The 16,975-nt window shown below is 56.0% G+C and carries 9 protein-coding genes, 1 tRNA gene and 1 pseudogene; 5 read left to right on the top strand and 6 right to left on the bottom strand.

The window, feature by feature from the left end; translation table 11 throughout:
• The first annotated feature begins 84 nt into the window (after nt 1-84).
• The 3 genes and pseudogenes from E5Q11_RS06040 to eutC all read left to right on the top strand — a co-directional run bounded on the left by E5Q11_RS06040 (nt 85) and on the right by eutC (nt 7,674).
• Complete coding sequence (locus tag E5Q11_RS06040) at nt 85-5,292, top strand: hypothetical protein (protein ID WP_135802526.1); 5,208 nt, start codon at nt 85-87, stop codon at nt 5,290-5,292.
• A gap of 143 nt (nt 5,293-5,435) precedes the next feature.
• Nucleotides 5,436-6,851: pseudogene (locus tag E5Q11_RS06035) on the top strand (ethanolamine ammonia-lyase subunit EutB).
• The gene (gene eutC / locus E5Q11_RS06030) at nt 6,844-7,674 is read left to right on the top strand and encodes an ethanolamine ammonia-lyase subunit EutC (RefSeq protein ID WP_135802525.1); all 831 of its coding nucleotides are present in this window, start codon (nt 6,844-6,846) and stop codon (nt 7,672-7,674) included. Before E5Q11_RS06035 ends, eutC begins: the two are co-directional and overlap by 8 nt.
• A gap of 60 nt (nt 7,675-7,734) precedes the next feature.
• Here eutC and E5Q11_RS06025 read toward each other — a convergent pair.
• Together E5Q11_RS06025 and E5Q11_RS06020 are read right to left on the bottom strand one after the other, a co-directional pair.
• A tRNA-Pro gene (locus E5Q11_RS06025) sits at nt 7,735-7,811 on the bottom strand.
• A 112-nt stretch (nt 7,812-7,923) separates the two neighbouring features.
• Complete coding sequence (locus tag E5Q11_RS06020; RefSeq protein WP_135802524.1) at nt 7,924-9,567, bottom strand: FMN-binding glutamate synthase family protein; 1,644 nt, start codon at nt 9,565-9,567, stop codon at nt 7,924-7,926.
• Nucleotides 9,568-9,764: 197 nt separating this feature from the next.
• On the opposite strand from E5Q11_RS06020, the gene E5Q11_RS06015 reads away from it, so the two are divergent.
• Nucleotides 9,765-11,354, top strand: coding sequence for a BCCT family transporter (locus E5Q11_RS06015; protein ID WP_135802523.1), 1,590 nt, complete (start codon nt 9,765-9,767; stop codon nt 11,352-11,354).
• A gap of 192 nt (nt 11,355-11,546) precedes the next feature.
• Nucleotides 11,547-13,142, top strand: a complete 1,596-nt coding sequence (locus E5Q11_RS06010) for a BCCT family transporter (protein WP_135802522.1) — start codon at nt 11,547-11,549, stop codon at nt 13,140-13,142.
• Between the two features lie 36 nt (nt 13,143-13,178).
• Here the strand turns inward: E5Q11_RS06010 and E5Q11_RS06005 are convergent, their stop codons facing one another.
• The 4 genes from E5Q11_RS06005 to E5Q11_RS05990 all read right to left on the bottom strand — a co-directional run bounded on the left by E5Q11_RS06005 (nt 13,179) and on the right by E5Q11_RS05990 (nt 16,873).
• Nucleotides 13,179-14,123: an alpha-L-glutamate ligase-like protein gene (locus E5Q11_RS06005; RefSeq protein WP_135802521.1), complete on the bottom strand. Its 945-nt coding sequence runs from the start codon at nt 14,121-14,123 to the stop codon at nt 13,179-13,181.
• Complete coding sequence (locus E5Q11_RS06000) at nt 14,123-15,643, bottom strand: inactive transglutaminase family protein (RefSeq protein ID WP_135802520.1); 1,521 nt, start codon at nt 15,641-15,643, stop codon at nt 14,123-14,125. The genes E5Q11_RS06005 and E5Q11_RS06000 overlap by 1 nt, the downstream gene beginning before the upstream one ends.
• Before the next feature lie 2 nt (nt 15,644-15,645).
• Complete coding sequence (locus tag E5Q11_RS05995) at nt 15,646-16,452, bottom strand: putative ATP-dependent zinc protease (protein ID WP_225314854.1); 807 nt, start codon at nt 16,450-16,452, stop codon at nt 15,646-15,648.
• Nucleotides 16,453-16,543: 91 nt separating this feature from the next.
• Nucleotides 16,544-16,873: a hypothetical protein gene (locus E5Q11_RS05990; RefSeq protein ID WP_135802519.1), complete on the bottom strand. Its 330-nt coding sequence runs from the start codon at nt 16,871-16,873 to the stop codon at nt 16,544-16,546.
• Nucleotides 16,874-16,975: the final 102 nt, after the last annotated feature.

The following is a 16,975-nucleotide window of genomic DNA, read 5'->3' as shown; positions in this document are numbered from 1 at the left end:
GCCTGACCTGTTGCCAATCATCATTGTGGTGAGCAGTGATAACCGGTTGCTCGGGTGATGATAACCAAACATACCGGGGGCACTATGGACAATCACAGGAAAGGCGGCCGTTGGCTGCAGATGTCGTCATTATGGTTTGCCACCCTGTTTCTCGCGGCCTGTGGCGGCGGTGGCAGTGGCGATGACAATCAAGGTACTGATGAATCGGTGCAAGTTTCTGCGGAACAGTTACCAAAGGTCAGTCGGGTAGAATCGCTGAGCCCGCGATTTGTCGAGCTCACTTTCGAGGAGAGTGCCGGGCAAGACCTGCTTGAGAAAGCAGAGCTTTTTACCTTTACCCTGTCGAACGGCAACAACGCCCCCGTTATGAATTCCTATCCCGCCCCCGATGGCAGGTCGGTCATCTTTGAACTCGATATCGCGTCAGAGGACGAACAACTGGTTCCGAATGGAACGTTAACGTTTGACGTTGCCGGTCTGGAAGATGAACCGATCATCTTCACCGGCAATGCCAGTGAAGAGCTGACGGTTCTCGACGTCAAACCCCTCAGTGATACTGTCACGCTTATCCGTTTCAGTGAGCCCGTGTCGGCTAATGCGGGATTCCTCGAAACCTATCGGATCAAGTCATCGGACGGCGCTACGCTGGCCGTGCAGGCCGCCACTCTGGGCGCCGATTCCGAGACCGTCGTGCTCAACACCGAACCACAGGCCGATGTCCGATATACCGTAGAGATGCCCGGGGTGGTATCCCTGATTAATGAAACGCCGCTTTATATTAACGGTGGCCCGCAGACCTTCGTGGGTCTATCCCGACAGTCTGCGGTGGCTGATCCGTTATCTGTAGTCAGTGCAGGATCCGTGGACAATACCCACGTTGTTGTCGCGTTCAGTAAACCAGTGACTGATAGCGCGCTGGATCCGGCCAGCTATGGCATTGTGCAGGCCAATGTGAATACCGAGGCGGGCTTTCTTCAGGTAGTGGACGTCGCATTTACCAGTCTGGATAGAACGGCCGTCAGGTTGACGACGCGATCCCAGAACGAGCTGACCTATCAGGTGTCGGTAGTCAATGTTACCGACCTGTACGGACAGCAGATCCAGGTCAGCCCCGGTACAACGGTGGTACTGACCGCCAACACAGCAGAGTTTGCAGGCACTCCACCTGGCAGCCTTGACCTGGTGGATACCGACGGCGACGGACTATACGACAATGAAGAGCAGGCGGGTTACACCGTGATTGTGGAACTGGCTAATGGCGATATCGTCACGCGCCAGATTACCAGTGATCCCGACAATGCAGACACCGACGGTGACGGACTTAACGATTCGATTGAGCTGCAGTACGGAATGAACCCGAGAGCCACCGATACCGACGGCGATGGGCTTGATGACAATTTTGAGCTCAATACCGTTTTCAGCAATCCGTTCGCCCAGGATTCGGATCAGGACGGCCTGCCGGATGGCTTCGAGCACTTTGACCTCAAGACATCGCCCTTGCTGGCCGATACCGACGGCGATCAGCTGTCTGATAATGCCGAGTTGTTTGAGTTAAATCGGGACCCACTGATTGCGGATCTGCCGGAGCTGCGCATTGACGTGGGCAACGTACGGCTGCAGATTGATGAGCGCTACAGTTTCACCGATGAGAACGGTGAAGTCATTTCCCAGGAGTCGAGTTCCAACACGACCCTGGCGACGGCGGAAAGTACCGCTTTTACGCGGTCAAACAGTGACACGACTGAATGGGGAGTGGAAGCATCACTCCGGGCTGGCATAGGAACCGGCACCTTTTTCGGTGCTGATAAACAAGCGCTTGGAGGTGGCGCTGAACTGACGGTCACTGGCGGCTACAGCGCATCCAACACCAAGGGAACGGAAGCTGAGTCGGCACGGGAAAGTCAGGAAGTTTACGAGAACTCCCTGACCAAAGGCGCAGAGCTGTCCACCACCAATACCGTCAACCGCGAGGTCATCGGTGCCCGGATTGACGTTGATCTTTCGATTCTCAATACCGGCAACGTACCCTTTAACGTCAGCGACATTGAAATTACCGTGCTTCAACAGGTCGGTGCCCGCAATAATTTTCTGCCGGTTGCAACCCTGGTTTCGAATTCCGAGCTGATTACCGGTACGCCGCTGAATGTCAGCCTCGGGGCCTTCAATGCGGAGCGTGGGCCCTTTCTTTTTGCCAGCCGGGAGGTGTTCCCGAACCTAGTTGAAGACATCATGCGCAAGCCTGCGGGCCTGGTCTTCCGGGTCGCCAATTACCGGGTGACTGACGAGCTGGGCCGGACCTATACCTTCATTAATCAGGTGGCCCGTGATCGCACGGCTCGTATTACTCTGGACTTTGGCGATGCCGACGCGGCGGAAGATTACCTGGTTGCCACCAGTGGCGTGCTGGATGATGGCGGGGTCGCCGGTGGCGGCTACCTTGGGGGCTTCGCATCCAACGGTGATCCGATCGGCTTGCCGGTGGGCTACGTTCTGTCCGAGATTATGGGCATTCCGCGACACGACACCTCGCTGGATTATATCGCTCCCGGCGTCAACGGTGTTCTGGACACCAGCAGCCTGGTAGCCCTGGGTGGTGACGACCGTGTCGCCGAAATTGATGGCGACACGGTTATTACTGCGGGCCCGAACGGTTGGCTGGACACCCGTCCCGCCGGCGATGATTTTATCACCAACCCTGACATTGCCAACGGCATTGTTGCGGGTTTGAACAAGCGTGCCGATAGCCTAGCAGAGGGGGATGATGTCCAGTTAGTGCCGAGAGGCACCACCGGGCTGAGTCTGGGAACCCTGGTTATTGGGCCTGGTGCAAACGGACGACTGGATACGGGCCGGTTTGATGATGATGCCGTTGAGTTTTTCAGTGGCTATGAAACCAGCCGCACCTGCTCGGTCACCTCTAATAAACCGGGCAATATTTGTAGGGTCGACAGCGACTGCGCCTGTGCGGTGGACGATTCCGACCTCCGGTGTCTGGTCCCGGCTGCTGAACCGGTCAATGCGTGTAGTGGCCCCGAGCAACTGGTGCGAATTAACACCTTGCGGGACGGTGATTTCAATCGTGGCTGGGTGGTTCTGAGTGCCGACAACCTGCCCGCAGCGGCCGACTTCAACGAGATTCTGGTTGAAGCGGGCAACGATCTGTTTCTGGCCTTCCTGCAGGATCTGGACGGTGACGGCCTGTTTGCCCGCAACGAGCTTCTGTCCGGGTCCACCGACAGCAGCGCTGACAACTACGTCAATACCAGTTTCGGGGAGAGTTTTGATCCAGATCTGGCCTCAGGCTGCACATTACCCGCACCCTTTTGCGACGGTATTCCGGATTCCCGGGACACCGACCGTGATGGACTCGGCGATTTTGCTGAAATCAACGTCGGCTGGCGGGTTGCGGTCGATGGCGGCAATCTGAGGCAGACGTTCTCCTCGCCCCGCTTCAGGGATACTGACGGCGATGGTTTGCTGGATCCGGTGGAGCAGGATCTGCGCCGCTACTGTGAACTGAACGACAGCCGCACCGACGCTCTCTGTGCGTTTTTACAGCGGGACGCTGTCGGTATTGATCAAGCCATCGGCATTATTGCCGGCCGGAACGGCATCGCTGAGAGCGAAGCCAGTGAAACCGACGAACAATTGGTACCACTTGGCACGGAGGTCGCCTATGGCACTGCGGTAGTGGGTCCCGGAGAGGATAATATTCTGTCGACCAGTCTGGCTGGGGACGATCTGTATGAATCGATCAACAGCATTCCGCCGGCGACGGACCCCACCCAGCGGGATACCGACAGGGACGGCGTTTCGGACTTTACCGAGCTTGACGGTTTCGAAGCCGGCCTGGCGATTGTGGATGGAGGCGCTTCGATCGTCACTGGATCGCCATCGATTTCTGGTAACGGGAACGTTGAGTCCGTCAAGAACGGCGATGATATTCAACGGGCGTTGATAGGCAGTCCCATTACACCCGGCGGTGTCATTATTCTTCCAGGCCCGAATGGCGTGATTGACAGCGTTCCCAATCAGGGTTTCCCCTCCATACCTTTAATCGATGTGGTTGATGGGCTAGCCGTTACTACTGGTTATTTGTTTGACGACGGGATTCGTCCTGCTACCCCGGGTCTGGTCAGTGACCCGCTGCGCCGGGATACCGACTCGGATACCTTCGCGGACGGTCAGGAGCTGAGAATAGGGTTAAATCCGACCGAGTTCGACGGTTCGGACTTCATCGACTCTGACCTTGATGGGTTGACCGACCGGGAGGAAGATTCCTTGGGATGGATGGTCAGTGTCAATGGAGCCGCGGGATATCCAGTCAAGTCCAGTCCGTCCCTGCCTGATACGGATTTCGACGGTCTGCCCGACGTGATTGAAAGGGACCTGCGAACCGATCCCAACAGACAGGACACGGATAATGACGGACTGTCAGATTTTGAGGAAGTCAACGACCTCAGGAAATACAGTGAATTGGCACAGCTTTATCCAGTACTGGATTTTCCGAGTTCGACTGGTGGCCTGGGAACCAACCCGCTGCTTTCTGATACCGATAATGACGACTTATCAGACAAAGACGAACAGGATGGTTTTCTCAGGCTGATCCCTGGCCGGTCGACGCCAGAAACCTTCTTTACCAACCCCTTGCTGGCCGACACTGATCTTGACGGAGTAAATGACGGTGACGAGGTAAATCGGCGTGGCGCGTTGAACCCGATGCCGACCGACCCGACTGATCCCGACACCGATGGCGATAATCGCAATGACCTCCAGGAGGAGACTGCCAACACGGATCCATTTGTTCCGGATGCGGCTGTCATCCTTCGCTATACCTATCTGCAACTGGATGGTGGAGCCGACAATGAATTTGACTGGACATTCAGGGCTCAGGGGCCGTCTGAGCGATATCCGGGTGACATTGTGGTGAATACCAGGGAGTTTGCCCAGAATAACCCTTCTTTCGATCTGGTTGAGGAAGCTTTCTGCGAATTCATAAGGCTTGCTAACTTTGCGACGCTTGCGTTCAATGGTAGCTATGCAGAGGAAAGGTTTGTGATGAAGGCAGGAGACGCCATCGTGTTAAGCGGGGAGGTGCGGGAGATCAATGGCCAAGGCGGGTTCTGTCCCACTGCTGCAGTAACGGTTGTTGATGAATTGGCAACGTTCGAGAAAGTCCTGACCTATGAAGATATCGTGGGTAGTGTTGCGGGCCGGACAGGAACGATTACTACCGTTCAGAGAGTTGGCGCCGCAACTCCGAGTGTCGGTTGGCAGGTCGTCGTTGAGTAACGGATAGGTTCCTGCAAAAAGGGCTGACCTGAAAAGTCAGCCCTTGATTCTCTTTGAGGGCAGAAGTCACTAAAAAGCCCGGGTCAGTGCGTTGACCAGACTGCGCTGGATGCTGCAGTATCGACGAGAAAAGGAGCAGGCGGATGGCGTTCAAGTACCGATTCAGTCTGGGCTCGCATACCTGGCATTTCAGCAGCCTGGCCGATCTCATGGCAAAGGCGACGCCCGCTCGGTCCGGTGACAGGCTTGCAGGCGTCATTGCCGAGTCGGCGGAACAGCGTGTCGTTGCCCAGATGTGTCTTGCAGAATTGCCACTGAGGGAATTTCTCTCAGAGGCACTGATTCCCTATGAGAGCGACGAGGTAACCCGCCTGATCCTGGACACTCATGATCAGAACGCATTTTCGCCCATTGCCCACCTTACAGTGGGCGACTTTCGAAACTGGCTGTTGAGCGACCTGGCCACCGCCCAAACCCTGGAGCAGATTCGCGCTGGCCTGACGCCCGAAATGGCGGCAGCGGTAAGCAAGCTGATGCGCAACCAGGATCTGATACTGGTGGCAAAGAAGTGCCAGGTTACCACCGCCTTCCGGAACACCATTGGCCTGCCTGGCCACCTTTCAACCCGTCTGCAGCCAAATCACCCTACGGACGACCCGTCAGGTATCGCCGCAAGCATTCTTGACGGCCTGCTATACGGCAGTGGTGATGCGGTCATCGGCATTAACCCCGGCTACGGACAACGTGAACCAGGCCATCAAGCTGATGAAGCTGATGGATGACGTGATCCAGAAATACGGGATTCCCACACAGTCCTGCGTGCTCACCCATGTAACCAACACGCTGGAAGCCATAGAGCAGGGTGCCCCGGTTGATCTGGTGTTTCAGTCCATCGGCGGTACCGAGGCGACCAACACCAGTTTCGGATTCACTCTGGCAACCCTGAAAGAGGCGCAGGATGCGCGGCCCTGTCCCTTAAGCGGGGCACGGTTGGCAATAACGTGATGTATTTCGAGACGGGGCAGGGGAGCTCGCTGTCCGCCAATGCCCACCACGGGCTCGATCAGCAGACCTGTGAAGCCCGTGCCTATGCAGTGGCCCGGCATTTTGACCCGTTGCTGGTTAACACGGTTGTCGGATTTATCGGGCCGGAGTATCTGTTTGATGGCAAGGAAATAACCCGGGCAGGGCTGGAAGATCACTTCTGCGGCAAGTTGCTTGGCCTGCCCATGGGTTGCGACATCTGCTACACCAACCACGCGGAAGCCGACCAGAACGACATGGACAACTTGCTTACTCTGTTAGGGGTGGCCGGCTGTAATTTCATCATGGGCATTCCGGGGTCGGACGACATCATGCTGAATTATCAGACCACCTCATTCCACGACGCCCTCTACGCCCGCCGTGTTCTGGACCTCAAGCCTGCGCCGGAATTTGCGGACTGGCTTGTCCGGATGAAGATCTTCGAGGATGCCCGGCGGTATGCGCCAAGCACGGAGCTACCGGATTCCTTTCGGTCACCGTTGAAAGGCCTCACCCGGGAGGCAGGCGATGAGTGAGAAAAAATCACTGGTTACCGAAAATGTCTGGCGGGTTCTCCGTCAGTTTACCGACGCCAGAATTGGTCTGGGCCGGGCGGGTGTCAGCCTGCCAACCCGGGAACTTCTGGAATTCCAGCTTGCCCACGCCAGGGCGATTGACGCTGTTCATTTCCCCCTCGATGTCCATCAGTTGACCCGGGACCTGCAGAATCTCCCGATGGCATTGCCGGATCAGTCGCCGGTTCGGCTGAAAAGCCAGGTCGAGGACCGCCTGAGCTACCTCCAACGCCCGGACTTGGGGCGCTGTCTGTCAGAGGACTCGCTGCAGAGTCTGAAACGTTTTGCCGAATCCAGTGGCAATAACGATTCGCACACTCTGGCTATGGTGATTGTGGATGGTCTGTCGTCTTCCGCTGTTCAGAACAATGCAGTGCCGATGGTTTCTCAGTTTCTGACGGACCTGGATCAGTCGCAGGAAGGCTGGAATTTGGCTCCGGTGACAATCGTAGAACAGGGCAGAGTGGCAATCGGTGACCAGATTGGCCAATGCCTGGGTGCTGACGTCGTGGTTGTGCTGATCGGCGAACGCCCCGGCCTCAGCTCGCCGGACAGCCTGGGGATCTATTTTACCTGGAAACCCGAAACCGGTCTGACCGATGCGCGCCGTAACTGTATTTCCAACGTGCGGCCAGATGGCCTGAGCTTTGCGCAGGCCAGTCAACGCCTGATCTATCTGATGGGGGAAGCAAAGCGGTTGGGAATATCAGGGGTGAGCCTTAAGGACCGAACGGACGAGGTTGCCATTGAAAAGTCCGCTGGCAGTAACTTCCTGACCGACTAGTCTGCGGCCTGAAAGCAAAACGGCCCGGGTCTTTCGACATCGAGCCGTTCTGTTCAAATCTGGTCGGGACGGTAGGATTTGAACCTACGACCCCTTGCACCCCATGCAAGTGCGCTACCAAGCTGCGCCACGCCCCGAAACGCTTTTCCAAAGAGAAACTTGAGAGAAATCTCAGTGGTTTAGCGGAAGCGAAGTCTACACCAGCCTTTGTGAAAAATAAACATCCGACGGCGATTTCAGCCAGTAAATCTAGTGCAGCTTTGTTTCCCTCAGCTTTCGAATAAAACCTGGTGGGTCAAAGCTGTCACTCCGGGCTTCTGGCCAGTAAAGATCGTAGGTGCGGTCCCCGGTTTCACCCTCTAGAAGTGCGCCCGGCTTCAGGAACGTGAACAGGTCCATATAGGAATGAATCTCGGTTTTCGAGGTTCTGCGAATGATGTGCTCCGGTCCAAGCTCGGATGGGTGTTGCAATCCAGATGCGGCTAGCAGGTTCCTCAATGCATCCAGAGTGTTTTTATGGAAGTTGTACACCCGATGGCTCTTGTCTTGCACATCCAGTTTGTTGCCGCGCCTGGGGTCCTGTGTCGCGACGCCGCTGGGGCATTTGCCGGTGTGGCAGTTCAGCGCCTGAATGCAGCCAAGCGCAAACATATAGCCCCGGGCGGCGTTACACCAGTCGGCACCTAGCGCCAGGGTGCGGGCAATATTGAACGCCGAGGTAATCTTGCCGGCTGCGCCAATGGCAATGTCTTCTCTCAGATTGGTGCTCACCAGGGTGTTGTGAACCAGCACCAGGGCCTCGGTCATGGGCATGCCAAGGCGATTGATAAACTCCAGGGGCGCTGCACCGGTGCCACCTTCGCCTCCGTCAACCACGATAAAATCAGGCTTTTTGCCGGTATCCAACATCGCCCTCACAAGGGCAAACCATTCCCAGGGGTGGCCGATGGCCAGCTTGAAGCCAACAGGCTTGCCGCCAGACAGTTCCCGCAGCCGCTCAATGAAATCCATCAGCTCAACCGGTGTGTCGAACGCAGAGTGGCTGGCCGGCGACACCACGTCTTCTCCGATTTGAACACCCCGGGCCTCAGCAATTTCCGGAGTCACTTTTTCACCGGGTAAAATTCCGCCATGGCCGGGTTTGGCGCCTTGTGACAGCTTGATCTCTATCATTTTGACCTGTTCGAGGCAGGCGTTTTTCTGAAACATCTCTTCACTAAAGGTGCCGTCCTGGTTGCGGCAGCCGAAGTATCCAGAGCCAATTTCCCAGACCAGGTCGCCGCCAGGCTTGCGATGGTATCGGGAAATCGAGCCTTCACCAGTATCGTGATAGAAATGACCGAGTCGTGCGCCTTCGTTGAGGCTGAGAATGGCATTGGCAGACAATGACCCGAAGCTCATGGCGGATATATTGAAAACACTTGCCTCATAGGGTTTGGCGCAGCCCTTCCCGATCTCGATCCGGAAGTCACTGTCGTTCAGAGCTCTCGGGCGCATGGAATGATTGATCCACTCAAAGCCCTCTTCATACATGCCCAACTGGGACCCGAACGGGCGTTTATCCAGAATATTCTTCGCCCGCTGATAGATAATGGTGCGCTGTTCCCGAGAAAAGGGCCTTTCTTCGGTGTCGGACTGAATAAAATACTGCCGAATTTCTGGCCCGATCGATTCAAAAAAATAGCGAAAATGGGCAAGAATCGGATAGTTCCGGCTGACCGTGCGCTTATTCTGGAGCAGATCCCAGGTGCCTAACAGGCTGAGCCCGGCAAACAGAGCTGGAAAAAAGTACCATCCTTTCAGGTAGATACTCATCGGAAGCGTCAGCATCAGTCCGGCAATGCTCGCGGCGTAGACGGTGTAGCGGAAGGGGAAGGTTGCTGTTCGAGACATTCTGACCTCAGTTTATGGTGACAAAGCGTTCGCGAGAGTGAAAACGGGTAGCGGGCGGTATTTGGTCTATTCTTTAAAATGTGCCGTAATTCAGCGCCACTTTGATGTTTTGAGCTCAAACCAATAAGATGTCAAATCTGTAAGGTACGATCCTAAGTAGTTATACGAATTCCGTATCCCAAAAGGAGGCTCCCATCGTGGGTGAAGTTGTCAAAGACGAATACTCGACGGATTACGTCGCGGGGCAGGACAACATCCAGAAATTTGGATTAGACCTGCACGCGCCGGTATTTCCGATCACAGCAGTACTGGTCGTACTGTTTGTGGTTGGCACGCTGATGTTTCCAGCGGCGGCAAAAGAGACGCTGGACGGACTGAAGTGGGACATCATTGGAAGCTTCGACTGGTTCTTCCTGCTTTCGGCGAACATTTTCGTGGTGGTCAGTCTCGCGCTCATCTTCATGCCTGTCGGCAAAATCAGGCTGGGCGGTATGGACGCCAAGCCGGAATTCTCGACTCTGTCGTGGTTTTCGATGCTTTTCGCAGCGGGCATGGGTATTGGCCTGATGTTCTGGGGCGTTGCCGAGCCAGTGGCCTACTACACTGGTTGGTACGAAACCCCCTTCAACGTTGAAGCCAACACGCCGGCCGCTGTCAATCTGGCCATGGGTGGCACCATGTTCCACTGGGGCCTTCATCCCTGGGCAATTTATGCCATCGTGGCGCTTTCCCTGGCGTTCTTCGCCTACAACAAGGGTATGCCCCTGACCATCCGGTCGGCGTTTTTCCCACTGTTGAAGGACAAGGTTTGGGGATGGCCTGGCCACATCATCGACGTACTGGCGGTAGTCGCGACCATTTTTGGTCTGGCAACATCGCTCGGTTTCGGTGCCCAGCAAGCCGCTTCAGGTATGAATTACCTGTTCGAGACCGGATCCGGCACCAACATCCAGATGGCAATCATTGTTGGCGTAACGGCGCTTGCGCTGATCTCTGTGCTTCGCGGCCTTGATGGCGGTGTCAAGATTCTGAGTAACGTCAACATGGCCATTGCCGGCATTCTGTTGTTCTTTGTGATTTTCGCCGGCCCCACCATGGCGATCCTGGAGACCATCTGGGTTACTTCCTCTTCCTACGTGGCTAACGTGGTTCCCCTGAGTAACCCCTTCGGTCGTGAAGACGAAGCCTGGATGCAAGGCTGGACGGTCTTCTACTGGGCATGGTGGATCTCCTGGTCACCGTTCGTAGGCATGTTCATCGCGCGCGTTTCGAAAGGCCGCACGGTTCGTGAGTTTATCACTGCGGTTCTGCTAATCCCCACACTGATCACCGTGGTATGGATGAGTGGTTTCGGTGGCGCAGCGCTGGAGCAGATCCAGCAGGGCGTTGGTGTGCTGGCGGAAGACGGCCTGGGTGAAGTATCCCTGGCGATGTTCCAGATGTTTGCCAACCTGCCGCTGACCGGCATTATCTCCTTCGTGGGCATCATTCTGGTGCTGGTGTTCTTTGTAACCTCATCGGATTCCGGTTCGCTGGTTATCGATAGCATCACGGCCGGTGGTAAGACTGATGCCCCGACTGCACAGCGCGTGTTCTGGGTTGTGATGGAAGGTGCGATTGCCGCAGCATTGATCTTCGGCGGTGGAGATGACGCCCTCGGCGCCATTCAGGCAGTGGCCATCAGTGCCGGCCTGCCGTTTACGGTGGTCATGCTGATCATGACCTGGGGTCTGCTGAAAGGCCTCACCCATGAGCGCAAACTGCTTGTGGCCAAGGGTGAGCTGTAGTTACACCCTGATATGAAAAACCGGAGCCTGAGGGCTCCGGTTTTTTTATGGGCGATTACTTTTCGTTTCTTTTCGACACCCTCGCAGCCTTTGATTCTTAGAGTTCAAACTTTTAGCATTGCGGGCCTGTGACGTCGCGGTAATCCTTTCTGAAGTGGATTACCACACTTTCCGGAAACAGGAGAGCTCGTAGTGGGTGAGGTCGTTAAAGATGAATATCAGACCGATTACGTGGCAGGTCAGGATAATATTGCCAAGTTCGGGTTTGATATCCACAACATCGTGTTCCCGTTCACTGCTCTGTTGATTGTTGTATTCGTGGTGGCAACGCTGATTTTTCCGGCGGGCGCCAAAGAGCTCCTTGAAAGCACCAAGGATGGCGCCATTGCCATCTTTGACTGGGGCTTCCTTCTGAGTGCCAATCTGTTTGTGCTTTTATGCCTGGCACTGATTTTTATGCCGGTGGGCAAGATTCGCATTGGCGGTGAAAACGCCAAGCCTGAGTTTTCAATGTTGTCGTGGTTCGCGATGTTGTTTGCCGCTGGTATGGGCACCGGGCTGATGTTCTGGTCTGTGGCCGAACCGGTTGCCTACTTTACGGACTGGTATGGAACGCCCCTGGGCGTTGCGCCCAATACACAAGAGGGTGCAAACCTTGCCATGGGCGCCACCATGTACCACTGGGGTCTTCACCCCTGGGCTATCTATGCCATCGTTGGGCTTTCACTGTCCTTCTTCGCCTTCAACAAGGGTTTGCCCCTGACCATACGCTCGGCGTTCTTCCCGCTGTTGGGAGATCGGGTCTGGGGCTGGCCCGGGAACCTGATTGATATCGTCTCTGTTCTGGCAACCATCTTCGGCCTTGCGACCTCGCTGGGTTTCGGTGCTCAGCAGGCGGCATCCGGGATTTCCTATCTGTTCGGTATCGAGGGCGGTCTGAACGTTCAGGTTGGTGTGATCGCGGGCGTGACCGCGGTTGCCACTCTTTCGGTCATTCGCGGTATTCATGGTGGTGTCCGGGTGCTCAGTAATGTCAATCTGATCATGGCAGGCCTGTTACTGCTGTTCGTGATGTTCGCAGGGCCTACTCTTGCGATCTTTAACTGGCTCTGGGACACCGCCTCCTCTTATGCGACCAATATGGTGGCATTGAGCAATCCCTTCGGTCGCGATGAGGATACGACCTGGTTCCATGGCTGGACGGTCTTCTACTGGGCCTGGTGGATTTCCTGGTCGCCGTTTGTCGGTATGTTTATTGCGCGGGTGTCGAAAGGCCGCACCGTTCGTGAATTTGTCACGGCCGTGCTGATCATACCGACGGTTATAACCCTGTTCTGGATGAGCACCTTTGGCGGGACCGCCCTTGACCAGGTGCAGAATGACGTTGGCGTACTGGCCAGCGAGGGCATCACCGAGGTCTCTCTCGCGATGTTCCAGGCGCTGGAGAATATCCCGCTTTCTGCGATTACCTCCTTGATCGGTATCACTCTGGTGCTGACCTTTTTTGTGACCTCGTCGGATTCCGGTTCACTGGTGATTGACAGCATCACGTCTGGCGGCAAAACCGATGCACCGAAAGGGCAGCGTATATTCTGGGCGATCACCGAGGGCACCATTGCGGGTGTGCTGTTGTTCGTAGGCGGTAAAGAGGCTCTTAATGCGTTGCAGGCTGGCGCCCTGAGCGTCGGGTTGCCTTTTACCATTGTGCTGCTGGTAATGAGCTACAGCCTGTTCAAGGGGCTGCATCATGAGCGCAGATTGCTGATTGCCGAGGGAAAGATGACCTGATTCGGCACTGGAGCCGGGGCCTATGGGCCCCTGTTTTCAAGCGCCGAAAGCGTCTTTGACGAACTTCACCCGTTCGTCCGGCGTGAAGTGCGGGCGACGGAGGGCTTCAATACTTTGAAGGCGAGGTAGCAGGCCGCAGCCGTTCGCCATCTGTATCGCCAGGCCGGGCCGCGCATTCAGTTCCAGTAGCAGTGGCCCGTGCTTGGCGTCGACCACCAGGTCTACCCCCATATAGCCAAGGCCCGTTGCCTCATAGCAGCGGGCCGCCATGGCCAACATCTTGTCCCAGTCTTCAATCACGATGTTTTCCAGAGCCAGGCCCATATCCGGGTGGTGGGTAACCGGCCGGTTGAACTGTACAGCGTTGAGGCCGTGACCGTTGGCGATGTTCAGACCGACGCCAATGGCGCCCTGGTGCAGGTTGGCTTTGCCGTCTGACGCTTTGGTGGCCAGGCGCAGCATGGCCATGACCGGGTAGCCCTGGAACACCACAATGCGGATATCAGGCACACCCTGAAACGAATAGCGCGCGAGGCCGGGAATGGATTCCACCAGGTCTTCGACGATGGCAACGTCCGGGCTGCCGCCCAGTGAATACAGGCCCGCCAGGATGTTGGAGAGGTGGCGCTCAAGATAGGACAGGGGAACGGCCGCGCCAGAGGCTTTCAGGAAGTGATCGCCTTCGCGCCCGGTAATAACGGTAATGCCTTTTCCGCCGGACCCTTTTGCCGGCTTCACTGCAAAGCAGTTCAGACCATCAGCCCTGGTCTTGAACCGGGAGATTTCATGTTGCTGGCGAACCACCTGTAACAGCTTCGGCGTGGGCACATCGTATTCTTCAACGACCAGCTTGGTTCTGAGCTTGTTATCCACCAGCGGGTAGGATGCACGGTTGTTGTACCGGGAAATGTAATCCACATTCCGCCGGTTCATGTTCAGCATGCCGAGCCGGTTGAGTTTGAAGGGCGATATCCAGCCCATCAGTCGTAGACCTTCATCGGGTTGAACCGCCGAAGCTCACTGAGTTTGTAGCCGGTGTACTGTCCCATCAGGAGGATCAGGCCAAGTACCACAAGGTGAAGTTCCGGGAAGTTGAACGTCAGGTGGCTGGCCACCGGGGCGCTCATGGCCAGAAACGCACAGACCGCGACAAACAGGCTGCCAGCACCCTGGACAAAGACCTCGTGAACGCCCTCTTCTTCCCACAGGATGGACATTCGCTCAATGGTCCAGGCGATGATCACCATGGGGAAGAAGGTGACGGTCATGCCGGTGTTGAAACCCATGTGGTAACCGGCAATGCTGAGACCGGCGGTGATGAAGATGACCAGAATGATCAGTGCCGATATCCGTGATACCAGCAGAAGGTTAAGGCTGGACAGATACCCGCGCATGAGCAGCCCGATAGACACCACCGACACGAAGGCAATCAGGCCCGGCACCAGAGTTGTCTGCACAAAGGCCACCGCAATCAGAATCGGCATGAAGGTGCCTGAAGTACGGATACCCACCACAATACGCATGAACGCTACGATTAATGCCCCCAGGGGCAACAGCAGAAGCATCCGGAACATGCCCTGTTCTTCAATAGGGAGCTGATAAAGGCTGAGAAAGCTGAGTCCGTTCTGGCTGGATTCGGCCTGGGCAAGTTGCAAGGCAGGGATGGTCTGGCGCAGCATGGAGAAACTGACCTCAGAATCATCACCACCGACAATGTCCAGCAGCGATACCGCTGCCTGCCGCCAGAGCACCACGTTGTCTGGCAGGCCCTGTTCCGCTGTGCGGGGGTTGAATGTCAGCCAGCTTTCGCCGTCGTAGATCTGCAGAAAGGGCCGCAGGTTCTGTCGGCGCCTTGCGTCTTCAAGGTAGAGCCCGTCCGCCGTTCTTGCTGGAATGCCAGCGTGGTTCAGCATCCGCGTCAGCAGGCCCATGTAATTGGTTTCTGACACCAGCAGTGTGGTGTTCTGGGCCCGGTTGCTGTCGGGCTGGAGCAGTTTGATCAGCTCCCGGGTCAGACTTTCGGGGGTGCTGGAGCGTGTTCTGGCCTGCTCCAGGATTTCTTCAACCGCGGTAGCTTCGGGCTCTTCCCAGAATATCGGTTCTGGCTTTGGTTTGCGCCTCGACGTCTGTCTCAGAACCGCTTCGTCTGCGACAAACTGAACCTTGAAGTAGAGAGTCTGGGGGCCGTTAACTTCCCGTTTGGACCATTCCGCGCGCCGGTCACCATTGTCCTCAACGATGGAAAAACCATAACCCGGCGATGCGGCCTGCTCCGACAGCACCCGGAAGCCCGGTGGCGACTCTGGAACATTCAGGCTGGCCATCACCGGGTCGCCGGTGCCCTCAAAATCGATCCTGGCCTCAACCATCCAGACCGGTTCCTGCTGGCCACTGATCCAGGGTATGCCGAGCTGGATGTGGCGCCAGGTCGCAAGCGAAATCCCTGCGGAGATCAGCAGGAAAATCGCGACGTAGAACGGAATTCTGGACCGGGGGGTCATGGCTACTCGCTGTCGTCCTGATGCGGGAGGGGGGATGGCAATTCAGTGGCGTATTCCTTGCCTACATCAATCAACATGACATCCCGTAAAATATTCCGGCCGACCAGCACCACGTGGGAAAGGTGCTCACGGTTGGTCAGAGTGAATTCAGCCTTCTGGTGATGGTTGCCTATCATGAACTGAAGTTCCACCACCACGCGCCTGTCGACGTCGTCTGTGCTGGACTGAATGATCTTGACCCGTCGGGACACCTCCCGCTCAAGGGTAACAAAGTCATCGGAGTCCGGCAGCGGCACGTCGAAGCGCACCCAGTTATTGCCGTCTCTTTCGAAGCGGGTGATGTTACGGGCGTCCAGCGACGAGGTTTCGGCGCCACTGTCGATTCTTGCCACGTGGACAATGCCCGGATCCGCCAGGTAGAAATTTTCCAGCTCACCAACCACCACTTTGCCCTTCAGGCGATCTGTACGGCCCTGATTGGCAGCCTGATTATTTTTCGGGGTGACTGTGCAGGCGGGTTTTTCGGGTACCGGTGGGCAGCTGAGTTGCTCTGCCTGTTCGCTGATGGCTTCCAGAATCGTCTCGGTATTTGCCTGGTTCATCATTGCCATTGAACCAAACTGGGTTAACGCTTCGTTCTCAAGGCTGGTGATGCGTTCGCTCTGCTCAGAAACCGACTGATCCAGCTGGTCGATGTCCTTTTTTTCCACCATGAAATAGCGATCGGATGCGCAACCGGCCAGAATCAATCCTGACGTAACAACGGCAAACCACTTCGGAAGCGTGACATTCCTAGACAAACCAGACATAAATACCTGTTATTTGAGGCCATAAATTGCGTCGCGAGAGTATACATCATCGTGAGCAGGCTGTCGGTTTACAGAACGGTAAGGCGTGGGTTTACCGCGTGCCAGAGGTCCGCGACAGAAAGTGATTGCCATCCAGGACTTCCTCAGACCGCAGGTACTCCTGGATGAAAGGCGAGCAGTTAAGATAGAACAACAGAAGTTCCCGCTGGATATCCTGATCCTGAATCCGGGACGCAAAATGAATCAATTCCCTTACCGATTCGTCGCCACGGTCCTTGAAGGTCTTGCCAAAGCGGGACTCCACAAGCGCCGTCAGCCGCTCAAGATGAAATTCGCCAGTGTGCGTCATATGAGGCAGGATTCTCGATACATCATTCTGGGAGAATTCTGATCCCAGTTTTTTCCAGAGCTCTTTCAGCATCTTTCCTGTCTCGCGCCCGGTTGGCAGTCCATAACTGGTGTTTTAGATGATATTACGGTTGGAGTCCAGAGCCGGATGCTCGAAGGGAGGGATTTTGCCAAG

Source organism: Marinobacter confluentis (genome assembly GCF_004785685.1).
In the GTDB taxonomy this organism is placed as follows: domain Bacteria; phylum Pseudomonadota; class Gammaproteobacteria; order Pseudomonadales; family Oleiphilaceae; genus Marinobacter; species Marinobacter confluentis.
This window is presented reverse-complemented; position numbering and strand designations above follow the sequence as displayed.